Here is a 20,482-nt window from a genome sequence, read left to right on the forward strand (position 1 = left end):
CGGGGAATTCGCGGCGTCGCTGCGTTACCCTTGTGCACAGCGCGCCCTCGACGGCGCGGCATGCACAAGATCGTCAACACGCCCCCAAGGACCCACGCCATGTCAACGTCTGCCTCCCCGGTTCATCGCCTGCCCGCATGGGTGCCGCTGCGCTACACCACGTTCTGCCTGAGCCTGGTCGGCAGCGCGGGGCTGCTGGTGGCGGCGCTGGTGTGGGGAGGGCTGTGGTGGTGGCTGGGCTTTGGCGTGTGCGCCGCGCTGGCGCTGCTGGGAGTGCGCGACATGACCCAGGTGCGCCATTCGGTGCTGCGCAACTACCCCATCATCGGCCACCTGCGGTTTCTGCTGGAGTTCATCCGGCCCGAGATGCGGCAGTACTTCATCGAGTCCGACCATGAGGCGCTGCCGTTCTCTCGCGCCCAGCGCTCCCTGGTGTACCAGCGCGCCAAGGGCGACCCGGACAGCCGCCCCTTGGGCACGCAGCTCAATGTCACGGCCCAGGGCTATGAATGGGTGAACCATTCCATGCAGCCCACCAAGCTGGCCTCGCATGACTTCCGCATCACCATCGGCTGCGCCGATGAAGGCACCTCGCCCTGCACCCAGCCCTACAGCGCCAGCATCTTCAACATCTCGGCCATGAGCTTCGGCGCGCTGTCGGCCAATGCCATCCTGGCGCTGAACAAGGGCGCGAAGATGGGCGGCTTTGCGCACGACACGGGCGAGGGCTCCATCAGCCAGCACCACCGCGTGCACGGCGGCGACCTGATCTGGGAGGTGGCCTCGGGCTACTTCGGCTGCCGCAACGACGATGGCAGCTTCAACGAAGAAAAATTCATCGCCAACGCCACCGACCCGCAGGTCAAGCTCATCGAGATCAAGCTCAGCCAGGGCGCCAAGCCCGGCCACGGCGGCATGCTGCTGGGCGCCAAGGTCACGCCTGAGATCGCCGCCGCGCGCGGCGTGCCCGTGGGCGTGGACTGCATCAGCCCGTCCAGCCACAGCGCCTTCAAGACACCGGTGCAGATGATGCATTTCATCGCCCGGCTGCGCGAGAAGTCGGGCGGCAAGCCCACGGGCTTCAAGTTCTGCGTGGGCCATCCCTGGGAGTGGTTCGCCATCGTCAAGGCCATGCAGGAGACGGACATCACGCCGGACTTCATCGTTGTCGATGGCGCCGAGGGCGGCACGGGCGCGGCGCCGGTGGAGTTCACCGACCACGTGGGCGTGCCGCTGCAGGAAGGGCTGCTGCTGGTGCACAACACGCTGATCGGCGTGGGTCTGCGCCACCGCATCAAGATCGGCGCGGCCGGCAAGGTGATCACGGCCTTCGACATCGCGCGCATGATGGCGCTGGGCGCCGACTGGTGCAACGCCGGGCGCGGCTTCATGATGGCCCTGGGCTGCATCCAGGCGCAGAACTGCCACACCGGCCACTGCCCCACGGGCGTGGCCACGCAGGACGCGGTGCGCCAGAAGGCCCTGGTCGTGCCCGACAAGGCCACGCGCGTGGCCAACTTCCACGACAAGACCCTGCATGCGCTGCAGGAACTGGTGCAGGCTGCGGGCCTGGAGCACCCTTGCGACATCACGGCCCACCACATCGTGCGGCGCATCTCCGACACCGAGGTGCGGCAGCTGGCCAACCTGGTCCTGCGCGTGGAGCCCGGCGCGCTGCTGGGGCCGCTGGACAAGCAGCACAGCGTGTTCAAGCTCTACTGGCCGGGCGCCAGCGCCCACACCTTCCAGTTCGCGCCGCCCACGCTCAAGCCTTCTGCGCCGCAGGCCAAGGCGCAGGCGGCAGGCCAGCCTGCATAGAGACGCCACGCACAGAAGACAGGCGCCACAGACCACAGCCGATTACAGGTTTTAACAACCCTCGGGGATAATGCGCCCCGAGAACTTGGTGCACAACTGTATTTTTCTGTGTAAATGAAAACTATTTTGGTTCGCATTGCAGCTGCCATCTTCGGCGGCTATGCCTTCACCTGGGGCTTCATCGCCTTGGGCGTGGTGCTGATGTTTGCCGCCGGAATGGAGTTCCACGATGCCGAGCATCTGGGCTACATCCTCGGCTTCCTGGTGTTTCTGACGGTGTTCCTCTGGGCCTTTGCCGCCCAGAGCCTCCCGCGCGTCTGGGCCGTGCTGGCCGGTGGCGGCATTGTCATGACCGGCTGCGCATCACTGCTCCAGCAGATGCTGCTGCCCTGATCCGGAGATCGCTTCCCATGTTCCAGAATTTCCGCCTTTCCATGGCCTGGCTGCACACCTGGTTCGGGCTGGTGCTCGGCTTCGTGCTCATGGCCGCGTTCTTCTTTGGCGCGCTGTCGGTGTTCGACCGCGAGATCGACCGCTGGGCCATTCCGGCCTCGCGCTTCGAGCCCACGCCCATGCCCTCGTACGACCAGATCCTCAAGCCGGTCTTCGAGTCCATGCAGCCCAACGCCCAGGCGCGCGAGGCCATGCGCGGCGAGGTCAACGGCCCGCTGCCCGAGCGCTTCGACACGCCCCAGCGCTGGGGCGCCTACACCACGCACCGCGACCCGGTGCTGGGCCTGTTCGCCGGCTACGAGGTGGCCAACGCCAAGAAGCCCGAGACCCTGATCTGGGCCATGCGCACCATCGACCCGCGCAATGGCGAGTCCCTGCCGGACGACCACCTCAAGATCGGCAGCCAGTTCTTCTACCCGCTGCACTACAGCCTGACGCTCAACTGGATGGGCCTTGGCTACTGGATCGTGGGCTTTGCCGCACTCATCATGCTGGTCGCGCTGGTCAGCGGCGTGGTCATGCACCGCAAGATCTTCCGCGAGCTGTTCACCTTCCGTCCGAAGAAGGCCACCCAGCGCAGCGTGCTGGACCTGCACAACATGACGGGCGTGGTGGCGCTGCCCTTCCACTTCTTCTTCGCCTTCACGGGGCTGGTGATCTTTGCGGGCATCTACTTCCCCATCACCCACACCCAGCTGGAGCCGCTGCACGAGCTGCACGAAAAAATGGAGGCCGAGGAAACCGGCCTGCCGCATGACCGCGCCGGCGTGGCTGCGCCCGTGGCCTCGGTGGACGCCATGGTGGCCGAGGCGCAGCGCCGCTGGGCCGCCAAGGGCATGGCCGGCGACGTGGGCTTCCTGTCCGTCACCCATGTGGGCGATGCCAATGGCTACGTCAGCGTCTACCGCGCCGGCACCGACCGCATCGCGCTCACGGGCGAGGGCATCCACTTCAAGGCCAGCACGGGCGCGCTGTTGCGCGAAGACCCGCCGCGCACGGCCGTGGACAGCCTCAACACCTTCCTCACCGGCCTGCACCTGCAGCACTTCCGCCACTGGCTGCTGCGCTGGCTGTACGTGCTCGGTGGCCTGGCCGGCTGCGCCTGCATTGCCACCGGCTTCGTCTTCTTCGTGGAAAAGCGCAAGAAGCAGCACGCCAAGCAGGGCGTGCAGGGCGCGCGCGTGGTCGATGCCCTGGCCGTAACCACCGTCACCGGCATGCTGGTGGCCGCCCTGGGCATGCTGATTTCCAACCGCCTGCTGCCCGAGGCCATGCCCCAGGGCTGGCCGGGCCGGGGCGACATGGAGCGCTATTTCTTCTGGGCCGCCTGGCTGCTGGCCATGGCGCATGCCTTTGTGCGCAGCGCCCCCGTGGCCCGGGGCCTGCCCAACCCAGCATGGCGCGAGCAGTGCTGGGCCGTGGCCGCCATGGCCGTCACGGCCGTGCTGCTGAACTGGCTGACCACGGGCGACCACCTGTTCAAGACCCTGGGCGCGGGCTACTGGCCGGTGGCCGGCGTGGACCTGTTCATGCTGGCCAGCGCCGTGCTGGCCGTGGTGGTGGCACGCAAGCTCAAGAGCCGCGTGGCCACCGCCACGCCTGCACGCACGGCGGAGGTGGCCCATGTCTGAGGGACTGATGGACGCACTGCTGCTGGCCGCCGCCTTTGCCGCCTCGCTGGCCGGCATGGGCTGGTTTGCGCTGGCCAAGGACGTGCACTGGGAGCAGGTGCACGGCGACATGCCCCAGCCCGATGGCAAGGTCAGGCTGCTGCGCTGGCTGGGAGCCCTGGGCCTGGCCGCCTCGCTGGGCCTTTGCCTGGCGGTGGACCATGCCTCCATGGCCTCACTGGTCTGGATCATGACGCTGGCCGCTGCCGCCCTGTCCATTGCCTTCACGCTGACCTGGCGGCCGAGCTGGCTGCGCTGGCTGCCGGCCTGACGTTTGCGCGGGGGCCTCTGCGCCCGCTGCAGGCTCAGGCCTGCCTTTTCCTCATCCTGCGGCTGGCCAGATAGGCCATGCCGCACAGCAGCGCCAGCATGCCGCCCTTGCCCAGGCCGGGAACGGCCTGGACATTTCCGGGGCCGGGACCGGGCCCTGGGTCCGTGCCCGGACCGGGATCGGGATCGGTGCCCGGGCCCGGGTCGGGAGGATCGGCAGCGATCACCTCGATGGACACGGATGCCGGTGCGGCAGCGCTCTGGTGCCCGTCGGATACCGTGAAGGCGAAGGTATCGGGCCCGGAGTAGCCGGCCGCCGGCGTATAGACCAGCGTGCCCGTCTGGGGATCGAAGCCGCCGATGCCGCCATGGGCGGGGCCGGCGGTGATCTCGAAGCGCAGCGGGTCCGACTCGAAGTCCGTGCCAGCGAGGGTGATGGACAGCGCCGTATCCTGCGGCGTCGTGACGGCTTGCGGCAGCGCCATGGGGGCGGCGTTGGCCGCCATTGCGTTGGAAAAGCGCGAGGTGTCGCCGGTGGAAATCCGGGTGGCGGTCGCCGTGACAGCGGCCTGGTCGCCCGGGGGCATGGCGCCCTTGAACGCCAAGGGCGCATGGCCGGAGGCATCGGTGGTCACGGTCTGCGAGCCCAGCAGAACCTTGCCGGCGGCGCGCTCCACCAGCCCGTCGGGCAGCCTGGGCGTCGAGAAATACTCGATGCGCATGCTCTCGTTGGCGACGCTGTCCAGCGTGCCGGACAGGCCCTCGGGCGTCACCGTGAGCAGCACCGGATCGGCAGGATCTCCGTTGGCCAGGCTGGTTCGTGCGATGCCTCCCTCGGTATTGCCGTAGATGGCATTGCCGAGCATGGAGACGCCCTTGACTTCGTCCCCCCGCAATCCCACGCCGAACAGCCTGTTGTGCGCAATCACGTTGGCATGTGCCGCGTCGTCACCGCCGACCAGGGTGTCATGGGCCTTCTGGAAAAAGGAAACGCCTTCCCCATTGGGCAGGGCGGTTCCCTGGGGACTGACGCCCACGTAGTTGCCCTGCACGAGGTTGTTCTTGCCGGCGCCCTGGAACTGTATGCCGGACGCCTTGCTGCCACCGACGATGTTTCCGCGCACGGTGACCTCGTCCGAATCCTTGATGACGATGCCCCATTGATTGGGCAGCATGGTGCTGGCATCCAGGCTGGTTCCCACGATATTCCCGGCAATAAGGGTATTCGAGTTGCGTGCGGCGTAGTTTCCATTCAATTCAATGGCCGTTTCCTTGTTTCCGGCAACCAGGTTGCCGTCTTCAGGGCCTGTGCCAATGCGATGTCCGCCTTCCGGCGAAAAGAATACGGCAATGCCTGGCCCATTGTTGGCAATCATGGCCGTGCCGGCTGCATTGGTCCCGACACGGTTGCGGGTCACCAGCGTGTGCGAGCCGGAAATGGAAATCCCGGATGAACCACCGGTTTCCCTGACATTGCCGGAGACGAGGTTGCTGTCGATCAGCGTGCCGGTAAATCCGGATGCCACGCTGATGCCGTTTCCCTGGTTTCCCAGCGCCACGTTGCCGGTGATATCGGTGCCTATGTAATTTCCCTGAATGATGTTTTCTGTACCGACGCCCGGCCAGGAAAGCCATACTCCGGAATTTTCCGCCGCGGAAATGACATTTCGCCCGCCAATATCCAGATTGCCGATGCGGTTGCGGTTGCCGGAGTTGACAATAATGTTGCTGCGGTTGCCCATGGCGACCGTTCCAGATGCGTCAACGCCTATATGGCAGCCCAGCACGGTGTTGCCGTCGCCTGTCACCGCCAGGGCCGTGCTGAAGCCGCCTATCGCCAGACCGCGCACCGTGATGGTGCCTGCCAGCTCGAGCCCTATGCCGAACTCGGGGCTGCCTGCCTGCAGCGTGATCAGGGGACGGCGTGGCAAGTGGTCCTCATAGCCGGGTTGCGTGCTGGCGTCCACCGTGAGCGATGTGGCGGGTGCAATGGGCTGCATGAGGCTGCCATTCCAGTTGCTTTGGGTGACGATGGTCTGCTCTCCCCCCGCACCGATGCTGAACTCGATGCGGTTGTCGCCCCCTTTGTTGCGGTTGGCGTTGGCGTAGGTGATGGCGTCGCGCAGGGAGCAGGGTCCCAGGCCGGTGCTGGCGCACGGGCCGCTTGCGTCGGCGGCGCTGTCCACCACGACGGTCCATGCATGGGCCGTGGCGACACAGCCTTGCAAGAGCAACGCCAGGGCGAGCAGGCGCAGCGGCCTGCTTGCCGGCCTGGTCGTGAATCGTCGCCTGTATATCCTCATTGCCATTTTTACTTCCCCTGAGATGGGCCGCCGAAACGCATTCTGGATATTGCGCAATACAGGACGTGAAATAGCGCTGGCATTCTGCATGCGCGACGTCTGTGTGCAATATCACAGGGGTGGTCAGAAACGGAGCAGCCTTTGTCGATGAATCAATCCGGCAATGATCTCCAGGGCATCGGAATATTGGTTTAAGAATTTTCTTAAAGTGACAGGAATAATGGCATCTTCAAAGAGATTTGACGATTTTCCGATGGCGGATCGATGCTTGAAATCGCTCTTTGGCGAGGCGGCGTGCAAGAGGTTTCAGCATTAAGAAAATTCTTAGTCCAAATTCGCCTTTTGATTCCTAAGATTCGGCAATGCGCCAGTTTCAAGCTCTCTTGTTTTCTTCCAGATCGACACATCACAGGCTGTGCCTGTCCCTGGCACGGCGTGACTTGATGGCATTTGCACTGGCGATCATGGCCATGCTGGCCTGTGCCGGTCACGGCGGCAGGGACGACGCCGCCCCGGCGACGCCATCGCGCAGCCTGGGTCATGTGCCCGTGCGAGACATTCAGTTGTTTTTCATGGACCGATGTTTCCTGCTGCTGGACGCTGCGGTGGGGGCCACGCACGCAGCCATCCACACGCAAGCCGGTTATGCCTGGCCGTGGCGCGCCAGCGCACCGCAGGGCCAGCCCGGGCCGCTCCATTCACTGATGCAGGCAGGCCAGGCGCTTCCCGAATCCCTGTTGCTGCGCAAATCCGCGAACAACGCCGGATGGCTTGCAGGCCGCTGGGAGCCCGCGCGGCAGTTGGTCAGGGCCCATGTCTGGCTGTTGCTGGGGTCCGTGTCGCTGGGACTTGCCTTCATGGCTGTAATTGCATGGTGCGTGCGCCGGCTGCGCCGCAGGGTGCCGGCTTCGGCCTGGAGCCGGGCAGGCGCCTGCGCCGCCGGTGATGCGCTCTGCCGAAAGCTGCTGGACACGGCCCCTGTGGGCCTGGCGCTGGTGCGGTGCAGCGATCGCAGCCTGCTGCTGTCCAACGGACTGGCGCGGCAGTGGGTGTGCAGTGATGCTTCCTGGTTCGAGCATGCCGTTGCCGCGGGCGCGCAGCAGGGCCGGCGCGAGCTGGTGCTGGGAGACGGCCGGTTGGTGGAGGTCCGCACCACGCACACCAGCCACGCAGGCGAGCCGGTGGTTTTTTGCCTGGTCAGCGATGTGACGGCGCTCAGGCAGGCGCAGGCAGCGCTGGTCGATGCCAAGCTGCGCGCCGAATCGGCAAGCCAGGCCAAGACGCAGTTTCTGGCCACCATGAGCCACGAAATACGGACGCCGCTCTTTGGCATCCTGGGAACGCTGGAGCTGCTGGCGCTGTCCAGGGCTCCTTCCGAACAGACCCGATACCTGGGGGCCATGCAGCAGGCGTCGGCCTCCTTGCTGCGCATCGTCAACGACAGCCTGGACCTGTCGGCCATCGAGGCGGGCCGGCTGCAACTGGAGGCCCATGCGTTCTCGGCCACCGAACTGCTCGACAGCGTGGCCGCGGGCCTGCTGTCGCGTGCCGAGCAAAAGGGGCTGCAGCTGTATGCCGTCTCCGATGTGAAAACGCCGCCGCTGCTGGTGGGCGATGCCTTGCGGCTGCGGCAGATCCTGGACAACCTGGTGGGCAATGCCATCAAGTTCACGTTCTCCGGCCATGTGGCCATCCGCCTGCAGGTGATGGGCGACAGCGAGGAAGGCACCGACCTGCGGTTCCAGGTGCAGGACACGGGCATCGGCATCGAGCCGGAGCAGCAGCCCTTCCTGTTCGACCCGTACTTCCGTGCCCATGCGGCCACGCAGCAGCAGGTCCAGGGCGCGGGCCTGGGTCTGTCCATCTGCCTGCGCCTCAGCCAGGAGATGGGCGGGCGGCTGACGGCCGCCAGCCAGCCGGGACTGGGGACCTGCGTGTCATTCGAGCTGCGCCTGCCGCGCGAGAGCGCGGCAGGCTATGAGGCGGTGCCCAGCCTGTTGCCGCACACCGTCTACGTGGATGGCGCCATTCCGGAAGTGGTGCACAACCTGTGCGCCTGGCTTCGGCATTGGGGCGCCATGGCCCAGCCGTACCGGGAGCAGGTGCAGGGCCCCAATGAACAGGCGGTGCTGGTGCAAGCCTGGCCACGGTCGGTGCGCCGTCCGCAATGGACGGGCAAATGCGTTCTGGCGCTGGCGCCGGGCGAGGTCCCCCGCGAAACCCTGCAGGCCCGTGTGTGGGAAACCAGCATGCCTGGCGTGCTGGCCGTGGGCCAGGCGCTGGGCATGGCCCAGCAGGGCATTGCGCCGGGCGCGCGCCCTGACCTGTACGCCGCCGCTCCCCAGGTCCACGAGCCGATGGGGCTGAGTGTGCTCATCGTCGAGGACAACCCCATCAACAGAATCATCCTGCGAGAGCAACTGCAGGTGCTGGGCTGCGAGGTCCAGCAGGCCAGCAATGGACAGGACGCGCTGTCCATGCCCGGCCTGCTCGAATTCGACGCCGTTCTCACCGACCTGCACATGCCGCTGCTGGACGGCCTGGCCCTGGCGCGTGCGCTCAGAAAGCGTGGCTACGGCCGCCCGATCGTCGGGCTGACGGCCAATGCCCAGCCGCAGACGCAAACGCAGGCGCAAGGGCAGGGCGACGGACTGCCGGCCGGCTTCGACAGCCTGCTGTGCAAGCCATTCACGTTGGCGGTGCTGCGCACCACCCTGAACCACATCAAGCAATGCAGGAACTGATCCCATGCTGTCGACATTCAAAGTACTCATTCTTGACGACCACGCCCTGTGCTGCGAGCACACGCGCAGCCTGCTCATGGAGGCGGGAATCGTGGACACGCACATTGCCTGCAACGCACGCGATGCACTGCAAATGCTGCGCGATGGCGGATTCCACCTCGTCATCACCGACCTGAAAATGCCCGACATGGACGGCCTGCAGTTCATCAATGAACTGAGCCAGCGCGGCCTGCATCCCATGCTCGTCATATCCAGCTCCTGCTCGCGCCGGTTGATGAACAGTGTCAGTCTCATGGCCAAGGAGTCCGGCTTTTCCGTCGTCGGGATGTTTCAAAAGCCGTTCGGTGCGGACCATGTCCAGGTCCTGGCCAGCCAACTCAGGTCCTTGCGTGCCTGCGAGAGGAAAAGCGCTCCAGGCATCAAGGAACGGCCGATTTTCGCCAAGGCACACCTGATCCAGGCGCTGGAGGAGAAAACCATACAGGCCTGGTTCCAGCCCAAGAAATCCCTGCTCACGGGCCACACCGTCGGTGTGGAAGCGCTGGCACGCTGGAACGATCGGCAGTTCGGCTTCATGATGCCGGGCTCGTTCATGTCCGCCATCCGGTTCCATGGCCTGGACCATGCCTTGCTGGTGCGGATGATGGAAGACGCCATGTCGGCGCACCTGGCCTGGCGCAGTGCCGGACATGTCGTGCCTGTGTCCGTCAACCTGCCGATACCGCTGCTGGACGATATTGGCCTGCCGGATGAGTTGCACGACATGGCGGCCCGGTGCGGCATCGTTGCGGAGAACATCACGTTCGAGCTGCTGGAGGACCAGGCCGTCGGCATACCTGCCAACTACTACATGTGCGCGAGCCGCCTGCGGCTCAAAGGCTTCGGCCTGGCCCAGGATGACTACGGGCGGGGTTACAGCTCGATGTACAGCCTCATCTCCACGCCCTTCACCGAATTGAAGATCGACCGGGCCTTCGTGGCCGGCGCCGCGGGTGACGAGGTGCGCACAGCCGCCCTGACATCGTCGGTGCAGCTGGGGCGGCAACTGGGCCTGACGGTGACGGCGGAAGGGGTGGAGACCACCCAGGACCTGGAGTTGCTGCGCAGCATCGGCTGCGATTGCGTGCAGGGATATCTGCTGTCCGCCGCGGTGCCCGCCAGCGAATTTGCCCTTATGCTGGCATCCGAACCCCGACACCAAGGCAACCCCACCTGACCCAAGCACGCAAGGCGTCCATGCCCGACTCCCCGTTCAGCAAGATCACACGCACCACACGCTGGCAGAACCGGGTACTGTTTGGAGTGCTTCCCCTTGCGATCTTCCTCATCGCCGTGCTGCTGTGGGGCTCTGAGAGGATCTTCGAGCAGGAGCAGGGCCGCCTGGCCTTGAACTTCTCCGCCATCGTCGGCTCGCTCGACGAGCAGGAGATCTTTCTTCGGCGGCTCAAGGGCCGCAACGAGTCCTGGAAAGCGCTGCCGGACCAGAGAGTAGCCACCATCGTCGACGTGCCTGCTCCTGCGCAGGCGGACTACCGCATGTTCCGTGGCCGCGAGGCCATCGGCGGCATTCCCTTTTCACTGCAATGCTCTGCGCGCGCGGCCTGCGACACGCTCCCGGACCGGCTTTTCTCGCTGGGCAGCTCCCTGGCCGCAGGCTATTCGTCCTTCTGGGCAGGCTCCTACTTCCCGGCAGCCGCTGCCTTCTTCACCAAGGAGGATGGGGCGATCAGCATCGGCGTGCCGGCCATCGACGTGCCCATAGGCAACGAGAGCGTCACGCAGGAAATGTTCGACAGCACGATTGCCGCCGTCAAGGCGCATCTGCGGGCCAGGGCCGCCGATGCCCGGCCTGGCGCCGGCTCCACGGCGCCGGCGCAGGAGATCGTCTGGTTCCGGTCGCCCCAGTTCCCGGAAAAGATGATCGGCATGGTCGCAGCCGGCTTTTCAAGCCATATCGATGCCGGCGACGAAGCCGCCACAAGCCCGATCTACGCCGCCATCCTTTTCAGCCGCCAGCGCATCAGCGCCATAGAAAGATCCATCCATACGCTGCCCAGGCATCTTTTCTGGCTGGAGCACCGGGATTTCGGCGTGCTCATGGGCACCGGCCCGGTGCCGCAGGTGGACGAGGCGGGGATGCGGTACACGCGCAACGGCCTGATCCTCAAGACCGAGGATGCCTCCGGCCGGTGGACCGGCTACTACCAGGTGGACTACGCCACCTTTTTCCAGGGCCGGCTGTTCGCGCCCTCTGCCGGCCTGGTCCTGGCCCTGCTGCTGAGCCTGCTGGCCGGTATCGCCTATACCCGCTGGTTCAACCGCAAGGTGATTGCGCCTGCACAGGAAGCGCAGCGGGTCATCGTCGAGAGCAATCAATTCAACAGGACGCTGATCGAAACCGCCCCCGTGGCTGTCTGCCTTGTGGCCTACGGCAGTGGAAAGATCATCTTCAGCAACTCGCTGGTGCAGGAGTGGCTGCACTCGGCCGATGGCTACCTGCGCCCCGGCTCGCCGGAAAACAGGGCAGCGCTGGATGAAATTGTCCACGCCAGGGCCGCAGGAACCATGGAGCAGCTGGTCACCGCGCAGGGCCGAACGCTTTACGTGGCCTACGCGCCCACCCGCTACCTGGGCCAGGATGTGACGCTGTGCGTGTTTGCCGACGTCAGTGCGCGCGCAGAAATCGAGAGCAATCTGGAGCGGGCAAGAATCGCGGCGGACGAGGCCAACGAGGCAAAGTCCACCTTTCTGGCGACCATGAGCCACGAGATCCGCACGCCGCTGTATGGCGCGCTGGGCACGCTGGAGCTGCTGGGCCTGACCGAGCTCACGCAGCTGCAGCGCAAGTATGTGGACCGTATCGAAGCCTCCTCGTCCATCTTGCTGCAGATCATCAGCGACATCCTGGACACCAGCAAGATCGAGGCGGGCCAGTTGCAACTGGAAAAGGCCCCGTTCAATCCCCGGGAGCTGGTGCAAAACTGCACCAGCTCCTATGCCGCCATGGCGCAGCAAAACGGCCTGCTGCTGTTTTCCTGCGTGGACGCGCAGGTGCCCGAGTCGGTGCTGGGCGATGCGGTGCGCATCCGCCAGATCCTGGGCAATCTCATCAGCAATGCCATCAAGTTCACGGAGGCCGGCCATGTGATCGTCCGCCTGCGCAGCGTGCCGGGCACGGCCTCCCAGGTCCGGCTGGTGTTCGAGGTCTGCGACACGGGCGTGGGCATAGAAAAATCCCTGCATGGCGAGCTTTTCACGCCCTTTTATCTCGTCAAGAACAGCAGCCGCACGGCCCGTGGAGCGGGCCTGGGCCTGTCCATCTGCTGGAGCCTGGCCCGGATGATGTCCAGCTCCATCGAGGTCTGGAGCGAGCCCGGCCTGGGCAGCCGGTTCTGGTTCGAGCTGGGGCTGGAGACCGTCGCGCAGGAGGAGGAGGCGCCCGAGCTCAAGGGTGCCCGGATCGCGGTGCGCACTCCCCACCCCGAGCTGACGGACAACATCTGTGCCTGGCTGCAGCGCTGGGGCGGCCAGGCCCGCGTGGCGGGCGCCGCTCCGGTGGCCGCAGACAAGGATGAGCTGCTGCTGGACGTCCTGTTGCCGGCGGACAGCCCCGCGCCCGGATGGATGGGGCCGCACCTGAACCTTTCCTCGCCGGACAACCGGGGCATCGACGGGCACAACGTTCTGAGCATCGGCTTGGGCATTGCGCAGGTGCTCGGCGGCGCACAGCGCTCGGCCGGCTCCGGCTCCGATCTGCCCCTGTTCGACCTGCGCGTGCTGGTCGCCGAGGACAATCCCGTCAACCAGGTGACGCTGCGCGGCCAGCTCGAGAGCCTGGGCTGCGAAGTCACGGTCGCCGACGACGGGGAGGAGGCGCTGGCGCTGTGGGACATCAGCCCGCACGATCTGGTGCTGACGGACGTGAACATGCCCTACCTCAACGGCTACGAACTGGCGGAGCGGCTGCGTGCGGAGGGCGTTGCCTGCCCCATCGTCGGCGTGACCGCCAATGCCATGCTGGACGAGGAAAACCGCTGCCTGAATGCCGGCATGAATGCCTGGCTGGTCAAGCCCATCCCATTGCGCACGCTGGTCCGCACCCTGGAGAAATTCGCGCCGAAAAAGCGGCTCCGTCCGGCGCCTGCCCAGGCCGATACCCCGGTGGGGGATACCCCGCAGCCTGCGGCCCTGTCGGAGCCCAACGTGCTGCAGACGCACAGGCAGGTCTTCGTGCAGTGCATGAACGACGACATCGCAATGCTGGCCCGTGGCCTGGATGAGCGCCGGCCCGACCTGGCCGCGCAGGCGCTGCATCGCATGCGCGGCGCCTTGCTGCTGGCCAGGATGCAGGAGCTTGCCGCGCGCACCCAGTCGCTGGAGGACCAGCTCCCGAACGGCACCCGGGAGCCCGGCCTGCAGGCCGCGCTGTCAGTCCTGCTGGACGACCTCTTGGCCGACCTTCGCGCCATGATGGCGCAATTGCCCCAGCCCTAACCCTTTGCTTGCGATCCCATGAAACTGAAACTGCGCATTGCTGTCGTGGACGACCACGCCGTGGTCCTGCTTGGCGTCAAGGACTTCCTGGAGCAGGACCCCAATCTCCAGGTCGTGGCCACGTTCAGCACGCCATCGTCCTTGATGCAATACGCCAGATCGAACCCGCTGGACGTGGTTCTGACCGACTACTCCATGCCGGGCGACGATGTCTATGGCGATGGCCTGCGCTACGTGGACTATCTGATACGCCACTTCCCGGACATCAAGGTGCTGGTGCTGACGACCGTCTCCAACCCCATGATCATCTCGGCCCTGTATGACGCCGGCGTCGCCGGTGTGCTGCTCAAGGAAGAGCCGCTCACCCAGATCATGGCGGCGCTGCAGTGTGTCCGCCTCAATGCCCGCTACTATTCGCCCTCGTTCCAGGCCGACACGCCCAGGCAGGAGCGGTCCGTTTTCCTGGCCGAGCGCGCCAACAGCCTCTCGCCGCGCGAGTTCGAAGTCCTCAGGCATTTCGCCAATGGGGAGTCCATCACCGAAATCGCCGCACGGCTGCGGCGCAGCGTCAAGACCGTCAGCCTCCAGAAGAACTCCGCCATGCGCAAGCTGAACGTGGACAGCAACCAGGACCTGGCGGCCTTCTGCGCCGAGCACCATCTCTTCGACTGACCGGCCTGCGGGCTGCACAAGCCGGTCACCCTTTTAGCGCCTGGCCTTGCGCCTGGCTGCCGTCCTCGGCGTCCCCCTCGCCCAGGCGATAGTGCGGTTCGGACGGCATCAGGCGAAACCCCAGAAGTGCCCCGCGCCGGCTTGTCTTCATCGCCAGGGGCGCCTGGCAATGCACGCAGTCATAGTTCACGAAATTGGCATCCTGCTCCAGTGAGTAAAAGCGGAACCTCAGTCCGGGGTGGGGCGTTGACAGGCTTGTATTGCTCAGCAATTCGTAGCACGGGTCGCACAGTTTCTGGGACGTTCTCTTTGGCTGCATTTCTGGAAAAAACGGATCGATATACCGCTCTCCAGTCTTGCCCGGCCTTGCGCAGCCAAGGTTAAGACGATTCTTATTGCCGTACGGCGCGCATCAAAGCGGCTGCTGCTGTGTCGTGCAGTGGATGCCGCCACCCCCGGCGGCAATCGCATCGATGTCCAGCTGCACCACCTCGCGGCGGGGAAACAGCTCGCGCAGCAGGGAGCGGGCGTTGGCGTCCGCGCGGGCATCGCCAAACTGCGGGGCGATCACGGCGCCGTTGCACACATAGAAGTTGATGTAGCCGGCCGCGAACTCCCTGGACTCCAGCTTGCTGCGCACCGATGACGGACCCTTGAGCACCTGCACGCTGAGCTTTTGCCCGCGCGCATCGGTGGCCTGGCGCAGTATGTCCAGGTGGCGCCGCGTGACGGCGTAGTCGTAGGAGTCCGGGTCGTCGTCCAGGCCCGCCACCACCACGCCGGGCGAGGCAAAGCGCGCATAGAAGTCGGTGTGCCCGTCCGTGATGTCGCGGCCCGCAATGCCGGGCAGCCAGATGATCTTGCGCAGGCCCAGCAGGCGCTTGAGTTCGGCCTCGCAGGCGCTTTTCGACAGGCCCGGATTGCGGTTGGGGTTGAGCACGCAGCTTTCGGTGATGAGGGCCGTGCCCTGGCCGTCCACCTCGATGCCGCCGCCCTCCAGCACCAGCTCGGTCTCCAGGTGGCGCACGTTGGCGGCTTCGGTGACAAAGCCTGCCACCTCGGCATCGTTGTCATGCGCCTGCTTGTCGCCCCAGCCGTTGAAGTTGAAATCCACGCCCGCCAGTTCGCCCTTGCTGCTGCCAGTGCCGCTGCCCAGCCTGCGCACGAAGACCGGCCCGGTGTCGCGCATCCAGAGGTCATCCACGGGCTGCACATGCAGCTTGACGCGGTTGCCGCACAGGCGCGCGGCCAGGTCGTAGTCGCGCTCGCGCACCAGCATGTTCACGGGCTCGAAGGCGGCAATGGCGCGCGCAATGCCGGCCAGGTGCTCGCGCGCGGGCTCCAGCAGGCGGCGGCCCCAGACCCTTTCGCTGGGGCCGAAGGACATCCAGGTGGACTGGTGCGGGTCGCCCTCGTCGGGCATGTGCCAGGTCGCCAGGCTGTCCGGGTCCTGGCGGCTGCCTTCGGCACGGGCTGCCGTGGAGCGTGCGGCGGCGGTGCCGGCCAGGGCCGCCAAGGGCGACAGGCCCAGGCAGTTCAGCAGGCAGCGGCGGGAAAGGGCGTAAGGCATGGTGTCTTCAGCAGGTGCTTGGGGGAATGCTGCGATTGTCCGAGCCCGTATTCATTCTGAAAATTGATATCTTTTGCCGCAATCAATCAACCCAGCTCATGCTTTGGCCAGCGGCACCGCCTGCTCCACAAGGTAGTCGAACACCTCGCGCACCAGCGCCATGCGCGGCTCGCCCTCGATGCGCGACATCCACAGGCGGCCCAGCGCAAAGGGTGGAATGCCTTCCACCAACTGCAACCGGCCCGTGACCAGTGCCTCGTCCGCCAGCAGGCGCGATACCACGGCGCAGCCACGCCCGCGCAGCGCCGCGTCCAGCAGCAGGCGTGCGTCGTCGTAGATGGCGGTCTTGCGCAGCCGGCCCAGGTGCTGGCGGATGAAGGGACCGGTGCGGTCGCTGGTCAGGTCTTCCTCCAGGCACAGCAGGCCGTCGCCTGTGTGCGGCCCGGGTGCGCGCACGGCCACCAGCTCGTCGGCCAGCAGCGGCACCTGCAGCACATCGGTCTGCCGCAGCGGCTCGCGGGTAATGGCGATGTCCACATCCAGCTCGTCGATGTAGCGCGCCGTCTCGTCGGTGGAGACGATGGGGCACAGCTGGGGGTGGCGCTGCAGCAGGCCGTCCAGGCGCGGCTGCAGCCAGCCGCTGGCCACGGGGGCGGGGCAGACGATGGTGACCAGGCTGTCGTCCATGTAGGTCTCTATGCGGCTGAGCCCGTGGCGGATCTGGTCCAGCGACTTGCCCACGCTGTCCAGCAGCAGCCGGCCCGCCACCGTCAGCTCCACGCCGCGCCCCTTGCGGCGGAACAGCGGCTGGCCCAACTGCTGCTCCAGCTGCGCAATCTGGTGGCTCACGGCGGATTGGGAAATGCACAGCTCCTCTGCCGCGCGCGAGTAATTGCCCAGGCGGGCTGCGGCCTCGAAGCCGATCAGGAACCGGAAGGAGGGGAGGCGGGCATTGGACATGGGGCACGGCAGGCAAAGCGGTGGAACCGGAATTGTCGACGCGCCCAGCCGAAGCCGGGGCGCGATGGACCGGACGCTGTCGTTGCAACACTTGGTTACTTCCTTGACCCATCTCAAATCCCGCATGCGGCAGCGTCGATACGCTTCGGCCCATGAATCACCAGGGCTTGACTTTGGTCAGCATGGCTTGGCACGCAGGCATTCCCCGCCTGTGCGCGCACAACAGCGGCGCACAACGCCGCACAGGAGATGCATCAATGCACATCGGTCAACGTTTCTGGCGCCGCCAAGGATTGGGCGCAAAGCTGTCACTCACCAATTTTGTCTGGGTCGCCGCCATCCTGGCGCTGCTGGTGCTGGGCATTGCCTGGGATGTGAGCAAGTCCCTGCAGAAAAAAATGCACAACGAGATGCAGCAGGGCGTCCAGATGCTGCACAACTTCGTCGAGTCCACCGACAAGGAGCTGCGCCAGCGCACCCAGTTCCTGGCCGACAGCCTGGCGCGCAGCCTGCAGGGAACGCTCAGCCTGGACACCAGCGGCGGCGAACCCGTGCTGAGCCTGGACGGCCAGCCGCTCAACGGCAACGATGCGCACCTGCAGGCCTTCACGCGCAGCACCGGCGCCGTGGCCACCGTGTTTGCGGCCCAGGGGCAGGGCGACTTCGTGCGCATTGCCACCACGCTCAAAAACGAGAAAGGCGACCAGAGCGCGGCCGTGCTGGGCAGCCGGCTGGACCGCGCCCATCCCGCCTATGCCGCCATCCAGGCCGGCCAAAGCTACATGGGCCTGGCCCACCTGTTCGGCCGCCAGTACATGACGCAATACCGCCCGCTCAAGGACGCCTCCGGCGCCACCGTGGGCATCGCCTTCGTGGGCCAGGACTTCTCGCAACTGCTGGAGCACTTCAAGGACTCCATCCGCGCGCTCAAGGTGGGCCAGACCGGCTACTACTACGTGCTCAATGCCGAAGACGGCCCCCAGCGCGGCCAACTGGTCGTGCATCCCGCCCTGGAAGGCCAGAACATGAGCGATTCCAAGGACGGCGATGGCCGCTTCTTCATCCGCGACATGCTGGACCGCAAGCAGGGCAGCATGGCCTATCCCTGGACCAATCCGGGCGAAACCCAGGCCCGCGACAAGCTGGTCGTCTTCAGCCAATACGCACCCTGGAACTGGGTCATTGCCACCAGCGCCTACGTGGACGAAGCCGTGTCCGAGACCCGCAGCCTGGTCCTGCAGTTCGCCCTCATGGGCCTGGGCGCCGTGCTGCTGCTGTCGGCGGCATGGTTCTGGCTCATCCGCCGCATGATCGTGCGCCCCTTGAAGCAGGCCAGCCACATGGCCTACGCCATTGCCGATGGCGACCTGACCGTGCGCATCGCCAGCGACCGCCAGGATGAAATCGGCCACTTGCTGGAAGCCATGAACACCACCAGCACGGGCCTGACGCGCGTGGTCGGCAGCGTGAACGAACAGGCCCACAGCGTGGCCCTGGCCAGCGCTGAAATCGCCCAGGGCAACCAGGACCTGGCCGCCCGCACCGAAAGCGAGGCCAGCGCGCTGGAGCAGACCGCCGCCGCCATGGAAGAGCTGGGCTCCACCGTGGCCCACAACGCGGACCACGCGCAATCGGCCGACCGCATCACGCGCGAGGCCCAGCGCGTCGTCACCGAAGGCGGGCAGGCCGTGCGCAAGGTCGTGCAGACCATGCAGGGCATAGACGCCAGCAGCAAGAAGATCGCCGACATCATCGGCGTCATCGACTCCATTGCCTTCCAGACCAACATCCTGGCCCTCAACGCCGCCGTGGAAGCGGCCCGGGCGGGCGAGCATGGCCGGGGCTTTGCCGTGGTCGCCGAGGAAGTGCGCGCCCTGGCAGGCCGCAGCGCCGAGGCCGCCAAGGAAATCAAGCAGCTCATCAGCCACAGCGTCGCCGAAATCCACACCGGCAACCAGGAGGCCGCGTTTGCCGGGGAAACCATGGAACAGGCCATGGAGGAAATCCGCAAGGTCACCCAGCTCATCTCGGACATCAGCCACGCCAGCGCCGAGCAGAACAGCGGCGTCGCCCAGGTGGCCGAGGCAATCACCCACATCGACCAGACCACGCAGAAAAACGCGGCCCTGGTCGAGGAAATGGCCGGCGCCGCCGCAGGCCTGCGCCACCAGTCCGATCAACTGGTGCGCGTGGTCTCGGTCTTCAGGCTGCCGGGCGGCAGCGGTGCGCCGCTGCAGACTGCGGCCCGCGCAGCGAGCGCCGCGCCAACCACCAGCGCCGCAATCCACCGTGCCCCGGCGCTGGCGCCCAGCGCTGCCGCAGCCAAGCCCGCAGCATCGGCCGCCCCGGCAAAAACGGCCGCCGCCAAGCCCGTCGCCATGGCCTCCACGGCTGATGACGACTGGGACAATTTCTGAGAGCCACCGCGTGAGGCCAGGGGAGCCCGGAGCCCCTGGGGCCCCTGGCTCCAGCGGCCCGCCCTCTCAGGCCCGCGGCGCTCTGGCATGCTCTGCAGCCACTGCATGAACCGGTTGAATCCCATTGACGCCCCTTGAATACATCGATCGCGCCCTGGCGCTGGTGGCCCAACGTGCCCTGGCCCTGCCAGGGCACGATGTCTTCCAGCACCTGGCGCAACAGCTGCAATACGTGCGTGCGGTGCTGCTGGACCGGGGCCTGGATCGCTCCAGGCTGCACCACATCACCATCGGCAGCGTTGCGGTCAAGGAGTTCGACGAGACCGATCCAGAGCTGGCCCGGGCCCTGAAGGATGCGCACTACGTGGCCGTGCAGACCGCGCGCGGGCTGAAGATCGATTTGCCCTGAGCGCGCTCCAGCAAAGGAAATGGCGAGGGCAGTTTGGCGCTATGCCAGCGGAGTCTCGAAGACCACCCGGCCCAGGCGGCTCTTGGCGATGTAGCTGTTGCCGCTGATCTCGGCGGTCTTGAAATAGTCGCGGCGGTCAATGAAGCCGGGCATATCGCTCATCCACAGCCTTTGCGGGGTGCTCTGGCCTGCCCTGGTCACTTCGCAATACCAGGCTTCACCCACTTCGGAATCAAGGTGCCGGAACACTTCCACCCGGGACTTTCTGTCCCTGCTGCTCTTGCCCAGCTTCTTGATGGGCAGCGTCAGCTGGAATTGGCGCTGCACCACCGCATCCGCTGCTGCGTTGATGGCCTGCACGGCTTGCAGGTTCGGTCCCTTGCGGTTGGCGATGTCCATCAGGCACTGGCGCAGGAGTTCCAGCAACTGCTGGTTCTGGGCAGCGCGGTCCTGCGCCAGAAAATGCGCAAAGTCGAAATTCTCAACAAAAACCGCAGTCACTCCAAGCACATTGTCGAACGCCTCCGCTTCGCCCTGGGGGCCAAGAACCACGGCAATCTTGCTGCTGCCATTGATCTCAACCGCAGGCAGCAGGGCCATGAACATCTCGGTGATGGGGTGGGTCAGGCGGCGAAGGTACACGCCTTCAGGCAGTGCGGCCAGGTCACTTTCGTGCAGGGTGAGCAGGTTCAACTTCATGGG

Annotated in this window: 15 protein-coding genes; 10 read left to right on the forward strand and 5 right to left on the reverse strand. The window is 65.9% G+C overall.

Translation table 11 applies throughout. The features are described from left to right. The first annotated feature begins 99 nt into the window (after positions 1-99). From BO996_RS14365 to BO996_RS14380, 4 genes are all read left to right on the forward strand, one after another. Positions 100-1,818 carry an FMN-binding glutamate synthase family protein gene (locus BO996_RS14365; protein WP_071955169.1) on the forward strand — a complete coding sequence of 573 codons (1,719 nt, stop codon included), beginning with the start codon at positions 100-102 and terminating at the stop codon, positions 1,816-1,818. Positions 1,819-1,932: 114 nt separating this feature from the next. Further along, positions 1,933-2,211 (forward strand): hypothetical protein, encoded by a 279-nt coding sequence (locus tag BO996_RS14370; RefSeq protein ID WP_063326477.1) that lies wholly within the window; start codon positions 1,933-1,935, stop codon positions 2,209-2,211. A gap of 17 nt (positions 2,212-2,228) precedes the next feature. After that, the gene (locus BO996_RS14375) at positions 2,229-3,902 is read left to right on the forward strand and encodes a PepSY-associated TM helix domain-containing protein (protein ID WP_063326476.1); all 1,674 of its coding nucleotides are present in this window, start codon (positions 2,229-2,231) and stop codon (positions 3,900-3,902) included. Further along, a complete protein-coding gene (locus BO996_RS14380) occupies positions 3,895-4,212 on the forward strand; it encodes a DUF3325 domain-containing protein (RefSeq protein ID WP_071955172.1) in 318 nt (105 codons plus the stop codon). Before BO996_RS14375 ends, BO996_RS14380 begins: the two co-directional genes overlap by 8 nt. Positions 4,213-4,246: 34 nt before the next feature. Here the strand turns inward: BO996_RS14380 and BO996_RS14385 are convergent, their stop codons facing one another. Next, on the reverse strand, positions 4,247-6,604 hold the full coding sequence (locus BO996_RS14385) for an Ig-like domain-containing protein (protein WP_232240531.1): 2,358 nt from the start codon (positions 6,602-6,604) through the stop codon (positions 4,247-4,249). A gap of 353 nt (positions 6,605-6,957) precedes the next feature. Here BO996_RS14385 and BO996_RS14390 point away from each other — a divergent pair, with 353 nt between their 5' ends. Genes BO996_RS14390 through BO996_RS14405 form a run of 4 tightly spaced genes read left to right on the forward strand, consistent with a single transcriptional unit; the run spans position 6,958 to position 14,424 of the window. After that, positions 6,958-9,258, forward strand: a complete 2,301-nt coding sequence (locus tag BO996_RS14390) for an ATP-binding protein (protein ID WP_156897955.1) — start codon at positions 6,958-6,960, stop codon at positions 9,256-9,258. 4 nt (positions 9,259-9,262) lie between these two features. Further along, positions 9,263-10,474, forward strand: coding sequence for an EAL domain-containing response regulator (locus tag BO996_RS14395; RefSeq protein WP_071955176.1), 1,212 nt, complete (start codon positions 9,263-9,265; stop codon positions 10,472-10,474). A 20-nt stretch (positions 10,475-10,494) separates the two neighbouring features. Further along, positions 10,495-13,752, forward strand: a complete 3,258-nt coding sequence (locus tag BO996_RS14400) for a hybrid sensor histidine kinase/response regulator (protein ID WP_071955178.1) — start codon at positions 10,495-10,497, stop codon at positions 13,750-13,752. Between the two features lie 18 nt (positions 13,753-13,770). After that, on the forward strand, positions 13,771-14,424 hold the full coding sequence (locus tag BO996_RS14405) for a response regulator transcription factor (protein WP_034392317.1): 654 nt from the start codon (positions 13,771-13,773) through the stop codon (positions 14,422-14,424). 25 nt (positions 14,425-14,449) lie between these two features. Here BO996_RS14405 and BO996_RS29690 read toward each other — a convergent pair whose 3' ends face one another. From BO996_RS29690 to BO996_RS14420, 3 genes are all read right to left on the reverse strand, one after another. Then, positions 14,450-14,614 (reverse strand): hypothetical protein, encoded by a 165-nt coding sequence (locus tag BO996_RS29690; protein WP_232240532.1) that lies wholly within the window; start codon positions 14,612-14,614, stop codon positions 14,450-14,452. 222 nt (positions 14,615-14,836) lie between these two features. Beyond that, complete coding sequence (locus BO996_RS14415) at positions 14,837-15,994, reverse strand: agmatine deiminase family protein (RefSeq protein ID WP_071955181.1); 1,158 nt, start codon at positions 15,992-15,994, stop codon at positions 14,837-14,839. A gap of 96 nt (positions 15,995-16,090) precedes the next feature. Next, positions 16,091-16,954, reverse strand: a complete 864-nt coding sequence (locus tag BO996_RS14420; protein WP_071955183.1) for a LysR family transcriptional regulator — start codon at positions 16,952-16,954, stop codon at positions 16,091-16,093. Between the two features lie 257 nt (positions 16,955-17,211). On the opposite strand from BO996_RS14420, the gene BO996_RS14425 reads away from it, so the two are divergent. Both BO996_RS14425 and BO996_RS14430 read left to right on the forward strand, forming a co-directional pair. Continuing rightward, positions 17,212-19,371, forward strand: a complete 2,160-nt coding sequence (locus BO996_RS14425; protein WP_071955185.1) for a methyl-accepting chemotaxis protein — start codon at positions 17,212-17,214, stop codon at positions 19,369-19,371. A gap of 124 nt (positions 19,372-19,495) precedes the next feature. Further along, positions 19,496-19,780, forward strand: a complete 285-nt coding sequence (locus tag BO996_RS14430) for an immunity protein Tsi6 family protein (RefSeq protein WP_071955187.1) — start codon at positions 19,496-19,498, stop codon at positions 19,778-19,780. A 39-nt stretch (positions 19,781-19,819) separates the two neighbouring features. On the opposite strand, the gene BO996_RS14435 is transcribed toward BO996_RS14430, so the two are convergent. Continuing rightward, positions 19,820-20,479, reverse strand: a complete 660-nt coding sequence (locus tag BO996_RS14435) for a hypothetical protein (protein WP_071955189.1) — start codon at positions 20,477-20,479, stop codon at positions 19,820-19,822. Between the last annotated feature and the right edge of the window lie 3 nt (positions 20,480-20,482).

Source organism: Delftia sp. HK171, assembly GCF_001886655.1.
In the GTDB taxonomy this organism is placed as follows: domain Bacteria; phylum Pseudomonadota; class Gammaproteobacteria; order Burkholderiales; family Burkholderiaceae_C; genus Comamonas; species Comamonas acidovorans.

What these genes read in the sequence shown, in the direction of transcription:
- BO996_RS14365 (WP_071955169.1), top strand. Translation starts at nt 100, where the DNA reads ATGTCAACGTCTGCCTCCCCGGTTCATCGCCTGCCCGCATGGGTGCCG.
- BO996_RS14415 (WP_071955181.1), bottom strand. Translation starts at nt 15,994, where the DNA reads ATGCCTTACGCCCTTTCCCGCCGCTGCCTGCTGAACTGCCTGGGCCTG.
- BO996_RS14400 (WP_071955178.1), top strand. Translation starts at nt 10,495, where the DNA reads ATGCCCGACTCCCCGTTCAGCAAGATCACACGCACCACACGCTGGCAG.
- BO996_RS14425 (WP_071955185.1), top strand. Translation starts at nt 17,212, where the DNA reads ATGCACATCGGTCAACGTTTCTGGCGCCGCCAAGGATTGGGCGCAAAG.
- BO996_RS14385 (WP_232240531.1), bottom strand. Translation starts at nt 6,604, where the DNA reads ATGCAGAATGCCAGCGCTATTTCACGTCCTGTATTGCGCAATATCCAG.
- BO996_RS14375 (WP_063326476.1), top strand. Translation starts at nt 2,229, where the DNA reads ATGTTCCAGAATTTCCGCCTTTCCATGGCCTGGCTGCACACCTGGTTC.
- BO996_RS14395 (WP_071955176.1), top strand. Translation starts at nt 9,263, where the DNA reads ATGCTGTCGACATTCAAAGTACTCATTCTTGACGACCACGCCCTGTGC.
- BO996_RS14370 (WP_063326477.1), top strand. Translation starts at nt 1,933, where the DNA reads ATGAAAACTATTTTGGTTCGCATTGCAGCTGCCATCTTCGGCGGCTAT.
- BO996_RS14390 (WP_156897955.1), top strand. Translation starts at nt 6,958, where the DNA reads ATGGCATTTGCACTGGCGATCATGGCCATGCTGGCCTGTGCCGGTCAC.
- BO996_RS14435 (WP_071955189.1), bottom strand. Translation starts at nt 20,479, where the DNA reads ATGAAGTTGAACCTGCTCACCCTGCACGAAAGTGACCTGGCCGCACTG.
- BO996_RS14420 (WP_071955183.1), bottom strand. Translation starts at nt 16,954, where the DNA reads ATGTCCAATGCCCGCCTCCCCTCCTTCCGGTTCCTGATCGGCTTCGAG.
- BO996_RS14405 (WP_034392317.1), top strand. Translation starts at nt 13,771, where the DNA reads ATGAAACTGAAACTGCGCATTGCTGTCGTGGACGACCACGCCGTGGTC.
- BO996_RS14380 (WP_071955172.1), top strand. Translation starts at nt 3,895, where the DNA reads ATGTCTGAGGGACTGATGGACGCACTGCTGCTGGCCGCCGCCTTTGCC.